The following is a 16,581-nucleotide window of genomic DNA, read 5'->3' on the forward strand; positions in this document are numbered from 1 at the left end:
CACAGGTGCGCCGGGCCGCCGGGCCGCCTCCGCCGCCCCGGTGCTCACAGGCTCAGCTCGGGGTGCAGCCGCTGGAGCGTCCACACCTGGCGGCGCCGGGCGGTGAGCGCGGTGAGCGCGAGGGCACCCGCCGTGAACGCCGTCAGCACCACGCACGCCTGCCACACCGGGCCGAGCCCGCCGCCGGTGATGAGCCTGCGCAGGGCCGCCACCACGTAACTCATCGGCAGGTACGGGTGGATGGTGTTGAAGAAGCCCGGACTGGTCTGCACCGGGTACGTACCGCCCGCCGAGGTGAGCTGGAGCATCAGCAGCGCCAGGACGAGGATGCGGCCCGCCGCGCCGAAGCGGGCGTTGAGCCACTGCACGATGGACGTGAAGCAGGCCGTGACCAGGAACAGGAACGCGGTCGTCCCGGCAGCCCTGGCCATCTCCAGCCCGATGCCGAAGTGCAGCACGGACATCAGCGCCGTCGTCTGGAGCACTCCCACCGCGAGCACCGGCAGCCAGCCCGCCAGCGCGATCCGCCAGGACGGGGCGCCGGCCGCGAGGGCACGCCGGTTGAGCGGCTGGATCAGCATGTAGGCGACCATCGCGCCCACCCACAGCGACAGCGGGATGAAGTACGGGGCGAAGCCGGTGCCGTAGTTGGGCGCCCGGTGCAGGTCGGCGGAGGAGAGCCGGACCGGGTCGGCCATCACGCCCGTCCGCCGGTCGCGGGCCCGTTCGTCGTAGTCGGGGATCTTCCCGGCGCCCTCGTGCAGGCCGTCGGCGAGGCGTTCGGAGCCGTCGGCCAGCTTGTACAGGCCGCTGTCCAGGGTCCTTGCCCCGGACTCGGCGGTACCGATGCCCTGGTGGAGGCTCCGGGCGCCGGACCGGGCGGTGCCGAGCCCGGTGTGCAGCTTCTTCGCCCCGGAGGCGACGGCGTTCGCGCCCGCGTTCAGCTTGTCGATGCGGGCGACCGCGTCGGCGACGTCCTGGTGCAGGTGCGGGGCGCGCTCGGCGAGGGCGTCGGCCTGCCGGCGCAGCGTGGTGAGGTTCTTCCGCATGACCGTCAGATCACCGCCCTGGGCGGCGATGACCTTGTTCAGGTCGTCGGCCACGACCGCCACGTCGTCGGCGGCCCGCTGTGCCTTCGCCAGGTCGGGGCAGGCCGGGTCGGGTACGGGCGCGTTCTCGCAGCGGGCCGTGTGCACCCGGTCCAGTACGGCCGCGGAGGCGTGGGCAGTCTTCGCGGCGCCGGGGGCGAGCCGGACCAGGGTGTCGAGGTTGTCCCCGACCGTGCGGGCCGAGTCGGAGACCAGCCGGGCGGTGTCCCCGATGGTCCGGCCGTTCTGCTTCAGGAACGGGCCCGCCTCGGCGTACGCGCCGTCGACCTTGTCCGCCAGGGTCTGGGTGCCGGCCGCGACCTGGCGGGAGCCCTCCTCCAGGTCGCCCGCGCCGTTGTCGAGCCTGGTCAGGCCCGTGGCGAGCTTCCCGCTGCCGCTGTCGGCCTCCTTAAGCCCGTCCGCGAGCTTCCGGGCGCCCTTCTCCGCCTTGCCCAGGCCGTTCTCGAGCTTGTCGGCACCCTGGGCCGCGGTCTCGGTCCTGTCGTGCAGGGTGGAGAAGTCGACGAAGATCCGGTCCAGGAAGGTCCGGGAGGTCTTGGTGGACGCGGCCGAGCGGACCTCGGCGAACACGGTCCGGGATATCTGGCCGACGATGTAGTTGTTCGCGTCGTTGGTGCGCACCTGGAGCGCGCCGGTCTCCGGGGAGTCGCCGGAGCTGGAGGCCACACGGCGGCTGAAGTCGGCCGGGAGGGTCAGGGAGAGGTAGTAGGTGCCGTCCTCCATACCCCGCCGGGCCTCGGCCGCGTCGACCTCGTGCCATTCGAAGGTCCGCCGCTCGCGCAGACCCTTGACGATGTCGGCACCGGCGTGGATCCTCTTCCCGCCCGCCGTGGCGCCCTGGTCCTCATTGACGAGGGCCACCGGGACCCGGTCCAGGCGGCCGTACGGGTCCCAGAACGACCACAGGTACAGGGCGCCGTAGAGCAGGGGCAGCACCAGCAGCGCGACCAGCGCGGCGCGGGGCAGCCGGCCCCGGCCGAACCGGCGCAGCTCAAGCGCGGCCAGCCTCGGTGAGCGCATCGGGGGCCTCCTCTCGGGCGGGGGCTTCTTCGGCGGGGGCGTCCTGGGCGGGCGCTTCTTCGGCGGGCGCGCTGTCGGGGTCTTCGGTGGGCCGGCCCTGCGCGGGCGCGGTGGAGACGGTGACGCAGTCGCCGGGGGCGGTGCGGCACACGGCCAGGACCGTCGTCCCGGTGCGGGCCAGCGAACGCAACAGGTCCCACACCTCGGCGCTCTCGGCCGCCGAGAGCTTCAGCTCCACGTCGTCCACCGCCAGCAGCCGGGGCCTGCCGATCAGCGCCAGCGCCACGGACAGCCGCAACGCCTCCAGCCGCTCCAGATCCCGTACCGCCGTACGCGAGCCCTTCGGCAGCGCGTCCAGGTCGAGTCCGGCGGCGGCCAGGGCGGCGTCGGCGCGCAGCCGGGCCTCGTGGGCGCGCTGCGGGCGCGGATGCAGCGCCTCCCGCAGCGAGTCCGCGAACCGGCGCTGCAGCAGGGCGCGTTCACGCAGGTGCTCGCCCACGGTCAGCGCGGGCTCCAGGTCGGTCACCCCGGCGACGTTGGCCACCGCGCTGAACCGGCGCACGGCCCCCATCCGCCGGGGGAGCGCGAGGCCGCCGACGGCCGCTGCGCCCCTGGTCGGCCTCATCCGCCCGGTGAGCGCGAGCAGCAGACACGTGCGGCCGGAGCCGGACGGTCCCTCGACCGCGATCAGCGAGCCCGGTCCGGCCTCGAAGCCGATGTCCTGGAAGGCCCACCCCCGTGGCCCTTTGAGCCCGAATCCCTCGGCCGTGACGTCCACGCCGTGCACAAGCCCCGCCTCTCCCCTGAGCGAACCGCTTTTGAACTGACTGGTCAGTTCAAAAGTATGCCCGAACCGGTGTGCGTGACAAAGCCCGGATGCCCCACAGGTGTTCCCCGATGCCCCTGATTCCGGCCCCAGTTGGGGTGAAACAGCAGGTCGGAACGGATTGTCAGTGGCATACCGCACGATGTGGGCATACGGCATCCATGCCGTCACCGGACGACAGGAGGTTCGTCATGACCAGCTCGTCAGCGGCCACCGCCGCGAGCGACGTCCACCCCGTGCTCCGCCGGTCCACGGCACCGCCCGCCGCCGTCGCCCTGCTCGGCCAGGCCCACACCACGCTGGACGAGGCCGCCGCCATGGAGACCCCGAACGAGCGGTACGCCCTGGCCCACCTCGCCGCCCTCCGCGCGGCCGCCGCCGTCCTCGCCGTCCGGGGGCGCCCCGAGGCCACCGCGCGCCGCCGGACCCGTATTCGGCCCGCCTGGGAGGTGCTGCCCGAGCTGGCGCCGGAGCTGACCGAGTGGAGCGCCCTGTTCGCCTCCGGCGCCGCCCGCCGCGCCCGCGCCGAGGCGGGCATCCAGGGCGCGGCGGGCGTCCGGGACGCCGACGACCTGATACGCGACGTGGGCATGTTCCTGCGCCTGGTGGAGCGGACGCTCGCCCTGCGGCCGGTGCTGCCCCGCTCCCGCCCGGACACCGCCTGACCCGCGCGGACGCGGGCCTTCCCGTCCGCTGGGCGAGACGGCGCCGCCGCACCCGGCGGGGGTGACCGGGCGCGGCGGGCGAGGCCATAGGGTGGAGGCGCCTTGTGTCTCCACCTGCCGCGCACCTCCCGTGACCGGCCGGGGAGGCCCCCCATCGCGCCGCCGGGCAACGGGCGGTGCCGTGCCGAGGAGTCAACAGCCGTGCCGGACCCGACGCGCCCCCGCGCCTCTCTCCGTACCGCCGTGGTGTGGGACGTCCTGCAGGACGCCCTCGACCGCCGCGTCAAGGCCACGGGGCGGGACTCGCTGGACGTGCTCGACACCGGCGGCGGCAGCGGCAACTTCGCCGTACCCGTCGCCCGGCTCGGCCACCGCGTCACCGTCGTCGACCCCAGCCCCAACGCGCTCTTCGCCCTCGAGCGCCGGGCCGCCGAGGCGGGCGTCGCCGACCGGGTCCGGGGCGTCCAGGGCGACGCGCTCGGCCTCTTCGACGTGGTCGAGCGCGGCGGCTACGACGCGGTGCTGTGCCACGGCGTGCTGGAGTACGTGGACGACCCCGCCGAGGGCATCGGCAACGCCGTCGCCGCCCTGCGCCCCGAGGGCGTGCTCAGCCTGCTCGCGGCGGGCCTCGGCGGCGCCGTGCTGGCCCGCGCCCTCGCCGGCCACTTCACCGAGGCCCGGCAGGCCCTGGCCGACCCGGACGGCCGCTGGGGCGAGGGCGACCCGGTCCCGCACCGCTTCACCCCCGAACAGCTCACCGCGCTGGTCGAGAACGCGGGCCTGCGCGTCGGCGCCGTCCACGGCGTACGCGTCTTCGCCGACCTGGTGCCCGGCGTCCTGGTCGACACCGAGCCCGGCGCGCTCGACGCGCTGCTGCGCCTGGAGGCGGCCGTGGCGGAGCTGCCGGCCTTCCACTCCGTGGCCACCCAGGTCCATGTGCTCGGTGAGACCCGCGTGACCGAAGGGCCCGTGGAAGGCGCCGGAGACTGAACCGGCCCTGTGGGACACGCCGCTGATCAGGGGCGCGACGGCAGATGGAGTACGCCACAAGCCCCCCGATCGAGGGGTTTGCGCCGTATGATCGAGGTACACCGACCGGCATGACGGGTCGGCCGCCGGGGAATGACAGCCTCAGCGAGCCGGGACGCCCTGACGGACCGGTTGGCCAGATGGCGCAGAGGGGCGGGTTTCACGGGGGCGATTCCCTGCCTATCCTGAAAGGACCCCCCAGAGTCGCCCCGGCGACTGCACGATGAGGAGGACTCCGTGCCGCTCTCGGAGCACGAGCAGCGCATGCTCGAGCAGATGGAGCGAGCGCTGTACGCCGAAGATCCCAAGTTCGCGTCGGCGCTTGAGGGAAACGGGCTGCGGACGTACACCCGGCGCCGGGTCTATCAGGCGGTCGCGGGCTTCCTCGTCGGTATCGCGCTCCTCATGGCGGGTATGGTCGCCCAGCTCATTTGGATCAGCGTCGTCGGTTTCCTCGTGATGCTCGGCTGTGCCGTGCTCGCCGTCACCGGCTGGCGCAAGGCACCCAAGCCGGGTGAGCACCCCAAGGGCCACACCAGGCGCCGGCCGGTCCGGCGGAAACGTACCGTCATGGAACGCATCGAGGACCGCTGGCAGCGCCGCCGGGACGAACAGGGCCACTGAGCACCCCGGCCGACCGACTCCCGAAGACACCCACAGGCTTCACGTACGAGGGGTGACCACCGTCCACCGGTGGTCACCCCTCAGCCATGTCCGCTCCCCGGAGGGACCCGTTCAGCCCTGCTGACCCGGAGCGTCCCGGCGTACCGGCCGCAGTGACGCCGCCCGCGCCCGGAGCGCCGCCCGGCGGGCGTCGGCCGCCCACAGCAGCCGCCGCGCCGAGCGCGGCGCGAACAGCGCGCGCAGCCGGGTGGCGCGGGTGACCGGGACCGCCAGAGCGGCGATCACCCGGCGCACGTCCCGGGCGAGATCCGGGGCCGGTCGCGGCTCGCGCGCGTACAGGGCCTGCTCCAGCGCGGCCGCCACCCGGTGCACCGCCGCCTCGGCCTCCCCGTCCAGCCGGCCCAACCGCACGATCCGGGCCGCCGACCCGCGCGGGGTCAGCGAGTCGTCCGGTGCCACGCCGAAGTCCCAGGCGCTGTCGGTCAGCTCCCGCCACGCCGCCTGCGTCCGCTCCGCCGGGTCCGGCGAGTGCCCGTCCAGCCGGCGGGCGCGCACCCGCGTCCGCCACAGCATCGGCGACAGCGGGAGCACCACCAGCGCCAGCGCCCCGAGCGCGATCAGCGCGGCCCACAGCCCGCCCGATGGACCCCCGCCCCCGCCCGGCGCCGCGACGGCGGCCGACGGACCGGTGCACGCGCCCGACCGGGGCGGTGTCGCACAGTCCTCCCCCCGCGTCGCCGCCGCCGAAGGCTCCCTGGACGCCCCGCGCGAGGGCAGTTCCCGGTCCGGCCGCGCACTGCTCGGCGCGTCGGGCGGGGTGTACGCCGGGGTCGTGCCCCGCGTCGGCGTCGGCTCGAAACGGGTCCAGCCCACGCCCTGGAAGTACAGCTCCGGCCAGGCGTGCGCGTCCTTCAGGCTCACCGACACCGAACCGTCGCCCTGCGGGGTGCCCGGCGCGAAGCCCACCGCCACCCTGGCCGGAATCCCCAGGGTGCGGGCCATCGCCGCCATGGCGAAGGAGAAGTGGACGCAGAACCCCTCCTTGCGCCGGAGGAAGTTGGCGATCGCGTTCGAGCCCCGGCCCACCTGGACCTCGGTGTCGTACCGGAAGCCGCCGTCCACCGAGAACCAGTCCTGGAGCCGCACCGCCTCCTCGTAGTGGTTCCGCGCGCCGGAGGTGACCTCCTCGGCGGTCCGCGCCACCACGTCCGGCAGCCGGGCCGGCACCCGCGTGTACTCCCGCTCCAGCGCGGCCGGCGGCTTCGGTGCCCCGGCGAGCTGCTTCGCGGTCGGCCGCAGATCCAGGCTGGTCACCTGGTACGTCTTGCCGCGCGTGGTCTGGCCGTGGTCGCCCACCAGCGTCATGCCGACCGGCTCGTACCGCCAGTTGCCGTCGATCCTGACCCCGCTCGGCGGATAGGGCATCGGCAGCCAGTCCTGCGCGTACCAGTCGGCGGCGGTGATCACCGTGCGCAGCGTGGAGCGCTTCACGTCCTGGCTCAGGCCCACCGGTTCCGGAAAGATCCCCGGCACCGCAGCGATGTGCCGCTGGGACGGCTTCCAGTCGGTGCCGTCGAAGTCGTCCAGGGACACTATGCGCACGTACATGTCCGGCACCTCACCGGCGCTCGGCCGCAGCGACAGCACCTGGCGGTCGTCGTCCACGTTCAGACTGTCCCGCAGCGACACCAGCGGGTTCACGGCCGAGATCGTGCCGCCGCGGCCGTTGCCCGCGCCCACGCCGGAGCCCGCCTCGCCCAGCAGGCCGCCGTGCAGCGTCGGCAGGGCCAGCGGCACCACCAGGGCGACGCCCAGCGCCACCACGCCGATCCGGCGGCCGGTGCGCGCCGGGGCCGTCACCGCGTCGGCCGGGGCACCCGCGCGCGGGGTCCCGCCGAACACCCGGCCCCACTGCGCGAGCCGCTCCCGGCCCTCCGCGAGCAGCAGCATCAGATAACCGGCCGCCGCCACCAGGAACCACAGCCAGTCCGCGGCCCCGTCCGACAGCCCGGCCGCCACCGAGTACAGCGCCAGCAGCGGCAGCCCCGCCGGTGCCGCCCGCCGGAAGGTCACCGCGAGGGCGTCCACCAGCAGGTGCACCAGCAGCACCCCGCCGACCAGCAGCAGCCTGATGCCGTCCGTGAGCGGCGCCGGGATCGCGTAGTGGCTGACGTCGTCCGAGCCCTGGCCCAGCAGCTCCCCGAACCGCAGGAACGCCCGCGGACCCGGCACCAGCCCGCCCAGCGCCGCACCGCGCGCGAAGACCAGCGTCAGCAGCACCAGCGTCACCAGCAGTTGCGCCGGCAGCGTCAGCGACCGGGGCAGCGGAATCCGCCGGGCCGCGATGCCCACCCCCGCCTGCACGGCCACCAGCAGCGCCGACAGCACCAGCCAGGTGGGCCCGTCGACCAGCGGCAGCATGGCGCAGGACGCCATCAGCGTCGCCGCCGCCGCGCTCAGCGCCAGTCGTGCCCGCCCGCTCATCCCCGTGCCTTCCCGCTCAGCGCGGCCGGACCCGGCCGCTCCCGGTCCGCCTGCCGCCACAGCTCCTCCAGCGAGGCCCCGCGCGGCACCTCCAGCGCCGTCCAGCCGCCCTCGCGCAGCACCCGCAGCCGCTGGGAGAGCGGGCCGTCCGGCTCCGGCACCTCCGCCGGATCGCCCGTCCAGCCGTCCGGGTCGAGCACGAAGGCGACCGCACCGCCCCGACGGCGCATCCGCGCCACCGAGGCCGCCTGGCCGCCGTCGAGATCACCGAGGAAGGCGACCAGCAGCCCGTCGTGCCCGTCGCGCAGCACGTCGTAGGCGCCCGCCAGATCGGCGCCGTCGGAGTGGTCGATCACCGCGAGGGTGTCCATCATCAGCGCGGCCGCCGCCGCCCGCTCGTGCCCCGAACCGCCCTCGCCGGTCACCGTGACACCGAAATCCGTCAGCAGCCGCACCGAGAAGCCCCGCTCCAGCAGATGCGCCACCACCGAGGCGGCCCCCGACACCGCCCACTCGAAGGCCGAGCCGGGGCCCGCGCCCTCGTAGGCCACCGCGCGGGTGTCCAGCAGCACCGTGCAGCGCGAGCGCCGGGGCTGCTCCTCGCGGCGGACCATCAGCTCGCCGTGCCTCGCGGTGGAGCGCCAGTGCACGCGGCGCAGGTCGTCGCCGTGGCGGTAGCCGCGCGGGATCACGTCGTCCTCGCCGGCCAGCGCCAGCGAACGCTGCCGTCCGTCGCCGTGCCCGAGCGCCTCGCCGCCGAAGCGGACCGACGGCAGCGGCTCCACACGCGGCAGCACCGTCAGCGTGTCGTACGCCGAGAAGGACCGGGTCAGCTCACACATCCCGAACGGGTCGCTCAGCCGCACCTGGAGCGGACCGAGCCGGTACCTGCCGCGCAGGTCCGAGCGCACCCGGTAGGACACCTCGCGGTGACCGCCCGGCTCGACCCGGTCCAGCACGAAACGGGGCCGGGGTCCGAGCACGTACGGCACGCGGTCCTGGAGCATCAGCAGGCCGGTGGGCAGTCGGGAGACGTTGTCCACCCGCAGCCGCACCCGGGCCTCCCCGGTCGCGGGCACCCGCGTGGGCGCGAGGCCCCGGTCCGCCGTCACCCGGTGCCGGGTGCGGTGCAGGACGATCGCGCAGATCAGCGGCAGCACCGCCAGCAGCAGGCCCACCCGCAGCAGATCGTCCTGGCCCAGCACGTAGGCGCAGATCGCGGCCGCGATCCCGGCGGCCAGGAAGGAGCGCCCGCGGGTGGTCAGCCCCGACAGCGTCGCGCGCACCCCGCCCCGCCCCCCGGCGGACATCACAGACCCCGGGGATGCCGCGGGGGATACGCCGCCGGGACACCCAGGCCGTCGTAACCGCTCTGGCGTCCGGTGGTGGGCACGGGGGTGTGCTGGATGATCTCCCGCACCGTGTCCTCGGCCGTCCGGCCGTTCAACTGGGCCTCGGAGGTGGGCAGCAGACGGTGCGCGAGGACCGCGGAGGCGAGCGCCTGCACATCGTCCGGCAGCGCGTACTCCCTGCCCTCCAGGGCCGCGGACGCCTTCGCCGCGCGCAGCAGATGCAGCGTCGCGCGCGGGGAGGCGCCGAGTCTGAGGTCGGGGTGGACACGGGTGGCGGCGACCAGCTCCACCGCGTACCGCCGCACCGCCTCCGAGACGTGCACCCCGCGCACCGTCTCGATCAGCTTCACGATCTCGTGCGCGTGCGCCACCGGCTCCAGGTCCTCCAGCGGGGAGGCCCCGCCGTGCACGTCCAGCATCCGCAGCTCGGCCTCGACACTGGGGTAGCCCACGGAGACCCTGGCCATGAAGCGGTCGCGCTGGGCCTCGGGCAGCGGATACGTGCCCTCCATCTCGACCGGGTTCTGCGTCGCCACCACCATGAAAGGGCTCGGCAGTTCGTAGCTGTGGCCGTCGATGGTGACCTGCCGCTCCTCCATGGACTCCAGCAGGGCCGACTGGGTCTTGGGGGAGGCGCGGTTGATCTCGTCGCCGATCACGATCTGCGCGAAGATCGCACCCGGCTTGAACTCGAAGTCGCCGCCCCGCTGGTCCCAGATGGAGACCCCGGTGATGTCCGAGGGCAGCAGGTCGGGGGTGAACTGGATGCGCCGCACCGAGCAGTCGATGGACCGCGCCAGCGCCTTGGCCAGCATGGTCTTGCCCACGCCGGGGACGTCCTCGATCAGCAGATGCCCCTCGGCCAGGAGCACGGTCAGCGCGAGCCGTACGACCTCGGGCTTGCCCTCGATCACGTCCTCCACCGAAGCGCGGACACGCTCCGCGGTGGCGGTCAGCTCCCGCCCCGCGCCCGACTCCGCCCGAGCGGGGACGCCCCCCTGGCTCGCCCGATCGTCATAGGTCGTCACCCGGCCCTCCTAGGCCCGTCATCACCCAGGGCCTGTGCACGCGAGCGCGACCGGCCCACCCCGGAACCGCGACGCCGCGCGGACCAGGCCGCGCGTCGTCACACCCCGCATTCTTGCCGCCGTTACGGATTCGTGTCACCGCCTGTGGACAACTGCCCCCGTGATGCCGGGCTTGCGGTCCTTTCGCCCCCGTGCACGGGGGCGGGACAAGGACCCGCCGAGGCGTCAGGCCGACTCGGCGGCGCCGCTCCCGGCCGGGTCGATCTCGCGCAGCAGACCGGTACGCACGTCGAAGACGAAGCCGCGCACATCATCGGTGTGCAGCAGGAACGGCGAGGTCCGCACCCGCTGCATCGACTGCCGCACGTCCTGGTCCACGTCCCGGAACGCCTCCACCGCCCACGCCGGGCGCTGGCCCACCTCCATCTCCAGCTCGTGCCGGAACTCCTCGGTGAGCGACTCCAGGCCGCACCCGGTGTGATGGATCAGGACCACGCTGCGGGTGCCCAGCGCCCGCTGACTGATGGTCAGCGAGCGGATCACGTCGTCGGTGACGACGCCGCCCGCGTTGCGGATGGTGTGACAGTCGCCCAGCTCCAGGCCGAGCGCGGCGTGCAGGTCGAGGCGGGCGTCCATGCAGGCCACCACGGCCACCTGGAGCACCGGACGCGCGTCCATGCCGGGGTCGGTGAACGCGTTCGCGTACGTCTCATTGGCGTCGACCAGGCGGTCCGTCACGCTGCCGGCGCCCGCTATGGCGCCTTCGGATCCGGTGGGAACTGCTGCGGAAGTCGTCATGGTCCCGACGTTACTGGTCACCACTGGTCCCGGCCTGCTGTGGACGGCCACAAAGAACGACATCGTGGCTTGTTGTGAGCTAACCCACACGGAGCGCCAACCGCCGCCGGACGAGTGAATCCCGGCGAATCGAGGGCCCGGTCCACAAGCCGTACGCGACGCGCAGGCCGGTTGATTGACCGCGACACAGGGTGGACTAAAGTGACGCGAAGCGGGAGGCGCGGCTCTTCCCGCTGGTGAAACCCCCGGAGATCCCGGCATCCGCCCGGACCGTCTCCCCGCGTGCGCGGCGCGTACGTGCGGCTCGGCCTCCTCCCGCTCCCGGCCGGCTGACGCTTCCGGCGCCGGCGGGCCTCCCCTTCACGGAGCGGGCGGGGACCCGGCGGTGCGTACCGCCCGCCGGAATGAGAGGCCCCCTTGACCGAGAGTCGACACGTCCCGGTGATGCTCCAGCGCTGCCTGGACCTGCTGGCGCCCGCCCTGGAGCGGCCGGGAGCGGTGGTCGTCGACTGCACCCTCGGCCTCGGCGGCCACAGCGAGGCACTGCTGACACGCTTCCCCGAGGCCCGGCTGATCGGCCTCGACCGGGACAAGGAGGCGCTGCGCCTGTCCGGTGAGCGCCTCGCCCCCTTCGGCGACCGCGCCACCCTCGTGCACGCCGTCTACGACGAACTCCCCGAGGTGCTGGACCGCCTGGGCATCCCGGGCGTCCAGGGTGTCCTGTTCGACCTGGGCGTCTCCTCCATGCAGTTGGACGAGGCCGACCGCGGCTTCGCCTACGCCCAGGACGCCCCGCTCGACATGCGTATGGACCAGACGACCGGCATCAGCGCGGCCGAGGTCCTCAACACCTACCCGCCCGGCGAACTGGTCCGCATCCTGCGCGCGTACGGCGAGGAGAAGCAGGCCAAGCGGATCGTCTCCGCCGTCGTCCGCGAGCGCGAGAAGGAGCCGTTCACCAACAGCGCCCGCCTGGTCGAGCTGATCCGGGACGCGCTGCCGCAGGCGGCCAAGCGCACCGGCGGCAACCCGGCCAAGCGGACCTTCCAGGCCCTGCGCATCGAGGTCAACGGCGAACTGTCCGTACTGGAACGGGCCGTACCGGCCGCCGTGAAGGCCCTCGCGGTCGGCGGCCGCATCGCGGTGCTGTCGTACCAGTCGCTGGAGGACCGGCTGGTCAAGCAGGTGTTCGCGGCCGGAGCCGCCAACACCGCCCCGCCCGGACTGCCCGTCGTGCCCGAGCGCTACCAGCCCCGCCTGAGGCTCCTCACCCGCGGTGCCGAGCTCCCCACCGAGGAGGAGATCGCCGAGAACCGCCGGGCCGCCCCGGCCAGGTTCCGCGGCGTCGAGCGGATCAGGGAGGACGCCGAGTGAGCGAACGGGGCCGGCCGGGTTCCCCGACCCGCCGGGAGGGACAGTGAGCAGCAAGCCCGCACCTCGGGGGAGGGCGGCCCGGCTCGCCCGGCTCATCCCCGCGGGCCGCGCCCGCGCGGCCCGCACCCCCTTCGTACTCCTCGTCGTCCTGCTCCTCGGCGGCGGACTCCTCGGTCTTCTGGTGCTCAACTCCGCGCTCAGCGAAGGGTCGTTCGAGCTGGACGACATACAGCGCCGGACCAAGAGCCTCACCGACGAGGAACAGGCCCTCCAGCGGGACATCGACGCCTACTCCGCCCCCGACGCCCTCCAGCGCCGGGCCCGCGAACTCGGCATGGTCCCCGGCGGCGACCCCGCCTTCCTCGGCCCCGACGGCACCGTGAAGGGCGTCCCCAGTGCCGCCCCCCGCTCAGCCGCCCTCACCGGGCCCCGCGCTCCCGAGGCGCTGACCTCCGCCCCGGGCACGGCCCCGGCCCTGCCCGCGCCCACCGCGTCACCCTCCGCCGGCCCGGCGAGCCCCGCCACCACGACCCCCGCGCCGGGCGGCACCCCCAGGTCCGCCCCCACCCCGACCCCCGGCAGGTGACGGAAGTGTCCGACAGGGAAGCGCCGCGCCGCCGTGTGCCCGGACCCGCGAGGCCGCCCCGTCCCCGAGGCGCGGCCCCCCGCCGGCCCGGTCCCGGTGCCCGCCCCGCCCGCCGCCCCTCCGGCGGCCGACGCCCTCCGGCCAAGCCCGCCCTGCGGCTCGGCAGCCCCCGGCCCCGGCTCCGCCTGGTCGGCCTCGCCCTCGCCCTGGTGCTGACCGCCTTCACCGTGCGGCTCCTCCAGGTCCAGGCCGTGGACGCCGGCACCTACTCCGCCAAGGCCCAGCAGAACCGCTTCGTGGCGCACACCCTGACCGCCGAGCGGGGCGGCATCACCGACCGCAACGGCGTCGCCCTCGCCGTCAGCGAGGACGCCTACGACATCACCGCCGACCCCATGATGTTCGGCAGCGGGCAACTGAAGATCTCCGACGGGCCCGAGCAGGCCGCCGCGCTGCTCGCCCCGATCCTCGGCCAGGACCAGGAAGCGCTCGTCCAGAAGCTCCGCCCGGCCAACAAGCAGTCGCGCTACGCCCGGCTGGCCTCCCGGCAGACCCCGCAGGTCTGGAAGCAGATCAAGGACCTCAAGGCCGCCCTCGCCAAGAAGGGCACCGCCAACGTGCTCGCCGGGGTCTTCGCCGACCCCAGCAGCCAGCGGGTGTACCCCAACAAGGACCTCGCCGCCGGGATACTGGGCTGGGTCAACAGCGAGGGCAAGGGCGGCGGCGGCATCGAGCAGCAGCTCGACAAGCAGCTCTCCGGCAAGGACGGCAAGATCCGCTACGCCCAGTCCGGCGGGCGCGAGGTGCCCACCGTGGGTTCCACCGAGACCCCGGCCGTGCCCGGCAGCGACGTCGAGCTGACCATCGACCGCGACATCCAGTGGGCCGCGCAGAACGCGATCTCCGACCAGGTGAGGAAGTCCAAGGCGGACCGGGGCTACGTCATCGTCCAGGACACCGCCACCGGCCAGATCCTCGCCATGGCCAACTCGCCCGGCTTCGACCCCAACGACCTGTCCAAGGCCGACTCCGCCGCCATGGGCAACGCCGCCCTCCAGGACGCCTACGAACCCGGCTCCACCGCCAAGGTGATGTCGATGGCGGCCGTGCTGGAGGAGAACGCGGCCACCCCGCTCACCCACGTCGTCGTACCCAACCGGCTGCACCGGGGCGACCGGCTCTTCCAGGACGACGTCGACCACGCCACCTGGTACCTCACCCTCAACGGCGTGCTCGCCAAGTCCAGCAACATCGGCACCATCCTCGCCACCGGCCAGCTCGGCAAGACCCAGCGGGCGGCCAACGACTCGCTCTACTCCTACCTGCGCCAGTTCGGCATCGGCCGCTACACCGGGCTCGGCTTCCCCGGCGAGACTCCGGGCATCCTCGCGCCCTCCGCCAAGTGGTCCACCTCGCAGCAGTACACGATCCCTTTCGGCCAGGGCTTCTCCATCAACGCGATGCAGGCGGCCTCGGTCTACTCCACGATCGCCAACGGCGGAGTCCGCGTCGCGCCCACCCTGGTGCGCGGCACCAAGGGCGCCGACGGCCGCTTCGCCCCCGCGCCGGGGCCCGAGAAGACCCGTGTCGTCAGCGCGAAGACCGCGAAGACCGTCGCCCAGATGCTGGAGTCGGTCGTCGACGACGAGCAGGGCACCGGCATCAAGGCCCGCATCCCCGGGTACCGGGTGGCGGGCAAGACCGGCACCGCCAACCGTGTCGATCCGGCCACCGGGAGGTACCACGGCTACACCTCGTCCTTCGCCGGATTCGCCCCCGCGGACAAGCCCCGCGTCACCGTCTACTGCGCCATCCAGAACGCCACCTCCGGCAGCTACTTCGGCGGCCAGATCTGCGGTCCGGTCTACAAGCAGGTGATGGAGTTCGCGCTGAAGACCATGCAGGTGCCCCCGACCGGCGCGAAGGCCGCCGCCCTGCCCGTCTCCTACAAGCCCTGACCCGCCGCCGACCGGCACCAGGCAACGACCACCAGGAACGAGCCCGTGACAACGATCACCCCCGACGACGGGAACCGAGGGACTCCCCGCACCGCCCGCGAGCCCCGTTTTAGCTCCGGAGCGGGTACTCCCGGTACGCTCACCGCCGTGCCACACGCCGATCAGTCCCAAACCACTCAGAAGGGCGTTTCCGTGACAAATCCGGGACCGCCGCGACCGGTTCAGGTCTCCGCCATCTCCCTCGCGGAACTGGCCGGTCAACTGGGTACCGCCGCGCCCGCCGAGTCCACCGAGCCTGTCGGGGTCACCGGGATCACCCATGACTCGCGGGCCGTCCGCCCCGGCGACGTGTACGCCGCCCTGCCCGGCGCCCGGCTGCACGGTGCCGACTTCGCCACCCAGGCCGCCGGGCTCGGCGCCGTCGCCGTGCTGACCGATCCCGCGGGCGCCGAGCGCGCCGCCGCGACCGGACTGCCGGTGCTGGCCGTCGAGGACCCGCGCGCGCGGATGGGCGAACTGGCCGCCACCATCTACGGCCGCCCCGGCCGGGACATGCTCCAGATCGGCATCACCGGCACCTCTGGCAAGACCACCACCGCCTACCTGGTCGAGGGCGGTCTGAAGGCCGCCGGCCGCTCCACCGGCCTGGTCGGCACGGTCGAGACCCGCATCGGCGAGACGCGCATCAAGTCCGAGCGCACCACCCCCGAGGCCACCGACCTCCAGGCGCTGTTCGCCGTCATGCGCGAGCGAGGCACCGACGCCGTCGCCATGGAGGTCTCCAGCCACGCCCTGGTCCTCGGCCGGGTCGACGGCTGCGTCTTCGACATCGCGGTCTTCAACAACCTCAGCCCGGAGCACATGGAGTTCCACTCCGGCATGGAGGACTACTTCCAGGCCAAGGCGGGCCTGTTCACCCCCGCGCGCAGCAGGCTCGGCGTGGTCAACGCCGACGACGAGTACGGCCGCAGGCTCGTCACCGAGGCCACCGTCCCGGTCGTCACCTTCTCCGCCGAGGGCCACCCGGACGCCGACTGGCGCGCCGAGGACGTGCAGATCGGCCCCATGGACTCGACGTTCACCGCGCTCGGCCCGAACGGCGAGCGCGTGCACGCCCGTTCGCCGCTGCCCGGCCCGTTCAACGTGGCCAACACCCTCGCCGCGCTGGCCGCCCTCGCCGCCGCCGGGATCGACCCGCAGACCGCCGCCGACGGCATCGCCGCGGTCCCCGGCGTCCCCGGCCGCCTGGAGCGCGTCGACGCCGGACAGCCCTACCTCGCCGTCGTCGACTACGCCCACAAGACCGACGCGGTCGAGTCGGTGCTCAAGGCGCTGCGCAAGGTCACCAAGGGCCGGCTGCACCTCGTGCTCGGCTGCGGCGGCGACCGCGACCGCACCAAGCGCGCCCCGATGGGCGCCGCCGCGGCCCGGTACGCCGACACGGCCGTACTGACCTCCGACAACCCCCGCTCCGAGGACCCCCTGGCGATCCTGGCGACCATGCTCGAAGGCGCCGCCTCCGTGCCCGCGCACGAGCGGGGCGAGGTGCTGCTCTTCGAGGAGCGGGCCGCCGCCATCGCCGCCGCCGTGGGCCGCGCGGCCGCCGGTGACACGGTGCTGGTCGCGGGCAAGGGCCATGAGCAGGGCCAGGACATCGCCGGCGTGATCCGTCCCTTCGACGACCGCCAGGTGCTCCGCGAAGCTATCCAGAACACCCAGGGATGAACT

General features: G+C 74.0%; 13 protein-coding genes. 7 read left to right on the top strand and 6 right to left on the bottom strand.

Going from position 1 to position 16,581, the window contains the following annotated elements; all coding sequences use genetic code 11:
• Positions 1-44: 44 nt before the first annotated feature.
• On the bottom strand, positions 45-2,129 hold the full coding sequence (locus HEK131_RS07345) for a YhgE/Pip domain-containing protein (protein ID WP_244334142.1): 2,085 nt from the start codon (positions 2,127-2,129) through the stop codon (positions 45-47).
• Positions 2,101-2,916, bottom strand: coding sequence for an ATP-binding cassette domain-containing protein (locus tag HEK131_RS07350; RefSeq protein WP_244334143.1), 816 nt, complete (start codon positions 2,914-2,916; stop codon positions 2,101-2,103). Before HEK131_RS07350 ends, HEK131_RS07345 begins: the two co-directional genes overlap by 29 nt.
• 200 nt (positions 2,917-3,116) lie before the next feature.
• On the opposite strand from HEK131_RS07350, the gene HEK131_RS07355 reads away from it, so the two are divergent.
• The 3 genes from HEK131_RS07355 (at position 3,117) to HEK131_RS07365 (ending at position 5,273) form a co-directional block, all read left to right on the top strand.
• Positions 3,117-3,620, top strand: coding sequence for an SAV_6107 family HEPN domain-containing protein (locus HEK131_RS07355; RefSeq protein WP_244334144.1), 504 nt, complete (start codon positions 3,117-3,119; stop codon positions 3,618-3,620).
• Positions 3,621-3,821: 201 nt separating this feature from the next.
• Entirely contained in the window at positions 3,822-4,610 is a 789-nt protein-coding gene (locus tag HEK131_RS07360) for a methyltransferase (protein WP_217465402.1), read from the top strand.
• 276 nt (positions 4,611-4,886) lie between these two features.
• Positions 4,887-5,273 (top strand): DUF3040 domain-containing protein, encoded by a 387-nt coding sequence (locus HEK131_RS07365; RefSeq protein WP_161147224.1) that lies wholly within the window; start codon positions 4,887-4,889, stop codon positions 5,271-5,273.
• 111 nt (positions 5,274-5,384) lie between these two features.
• Here the strand turns inward: HEK131_RS07365 and HEK131_RS07370 are convergent, their stop codons facing one another.
• The 4 genes from HEK131_RS07370 to HEK131_RS07385 all read right to left on the bottom strand — a co-directional run bounded on the left by HEK131_RS07370 (position 5,385) and on the right by HEK131_RS07385 (position 10,935).
• Positions 5,385-7,757 (bottom strand): transglutaminase TgpA family protein, encoded by a 2,373-nt coding sequence (locus HEK131_RS07370; protein WP_244334145.1) that lies wholly within the window; start codon positions 7,755-7,757, stop codon positions 5,385-5,387.
• Positions 7,754-9,067 carry a DUF58 domain-containing protein gene (locus HEK131_RS07375; RefSeq protein WP_244334146.1) on the bottom strand — a complete coding sequence of 438 codons (1,314 nt, stop codon included), beginning with the start codon at positions 9,065-9,067 and terminating at the stop codon, positions 7,754-7,756. The genes HEK131_RS07370 and HEK131_RS07375 overlap by 4 nt, the downstream gene beginning before the upstream one ends.
• Positions 9,067-10,137 carry an AAA family ATPase gene (locus tag HEK131_RS07380; protein ID WP_217465405.1) on the bottom strand — a complete coding sequence of 357 codons (1,071 nt, stop codon included), beginning with the start codon at positions 10,135-10,137 and terminating at the stop codon, positions 9,067-9,069. Before HEK131_RS07380 ends, HEK131_RS07375 begins: the two co-directional genes overlap by 1 nt.
• Positions 10,138-10,362: 225 nt before the next feature.
• Complete coding sequence (locus HEK131_RS07385) at positions 10,363-10,935, bottom strand: beta-class carbonic anhydrase (protein ID WP_217465406.1); 573 nt, start codon at positions 10,933-10,935, stop codon at positions 10,363-10,365.
• 417 nt (positions 10,936-11,352) lie between these two features.
• Here HEK131_RS07385 and rsmH point away from each other — a divergent pair, with 417 nt between their 5' ends.
• From rsmH to HEK131_RS07405, 4 genes are read left to right on the top strand one after another with little or no spacing between them, the layout of a single operon-like run.
• A complete protein-coding gene (gene rsmH / locus HEK131_RS07390) occupies positions 11,353-12,309 on the top strand; it encodes a 16S rRNA (cytosine(1402)-N(4))-methyltransferase RsmH (protein ID WP_244334147.1) in 957 nt (318 codons plus the stop codon).
• A gap of 43 nt (positions 12,310-12,352) precedes the next feature.
• Positions 12,353-12,895 (top strand): septum formation initiator family protein, encoded by a 543-nt coding sequence (locus HEK131_RS07395; RefSeq protein WP_244334148.1) that lies wholly within the window; start codon positions 12,353-12,355, stop codon positions 12,893-12,895.
• 5 nt (positions 12,896-12,900) lie between these two features.
• Positions 12,901-14,853: a peptidoglycan D,D-transpeptidase FtsI family protein gene (locus HEK131_RS07400; RefSeq protein ID WP_279614247.1), complete on the top strand. Its 1,953-nt coding sequence runs from the start codon at positions 12,901-12,903 to the stop codon at positions 14,851-14,853.
• A 45-nt stretch (positions 14,854-14,898) separates the two neighbouring features.
• The gene (locus tag HEK131_RS07405) at positions 14,899-16,578 is read left to right on the top strand and encodes a UDP-N-acetylmuramoyl-L-alanyl-D-glutamate--2,6-diaminopimelate ligase (protein ID WP_217462721.1); all 1,680 of its coding nucleotides are present in this window, start codon (positions 14,899-14,901) and stop codon (positions 16,576-16,578) included.
• Positions 16,579-16,581: the final 3 nt, after the last annotated feature.

The sequence above is a fragment of the Streptomyces seoulensis genome, from assembly GCF_022846655.1.
In the GTDB taxonomy this organism is placed as follows: Bacteria; Actinomycetota; Actinomycetes; order Streptomycetales; family Streptomycetaceae; genus Streptomyces.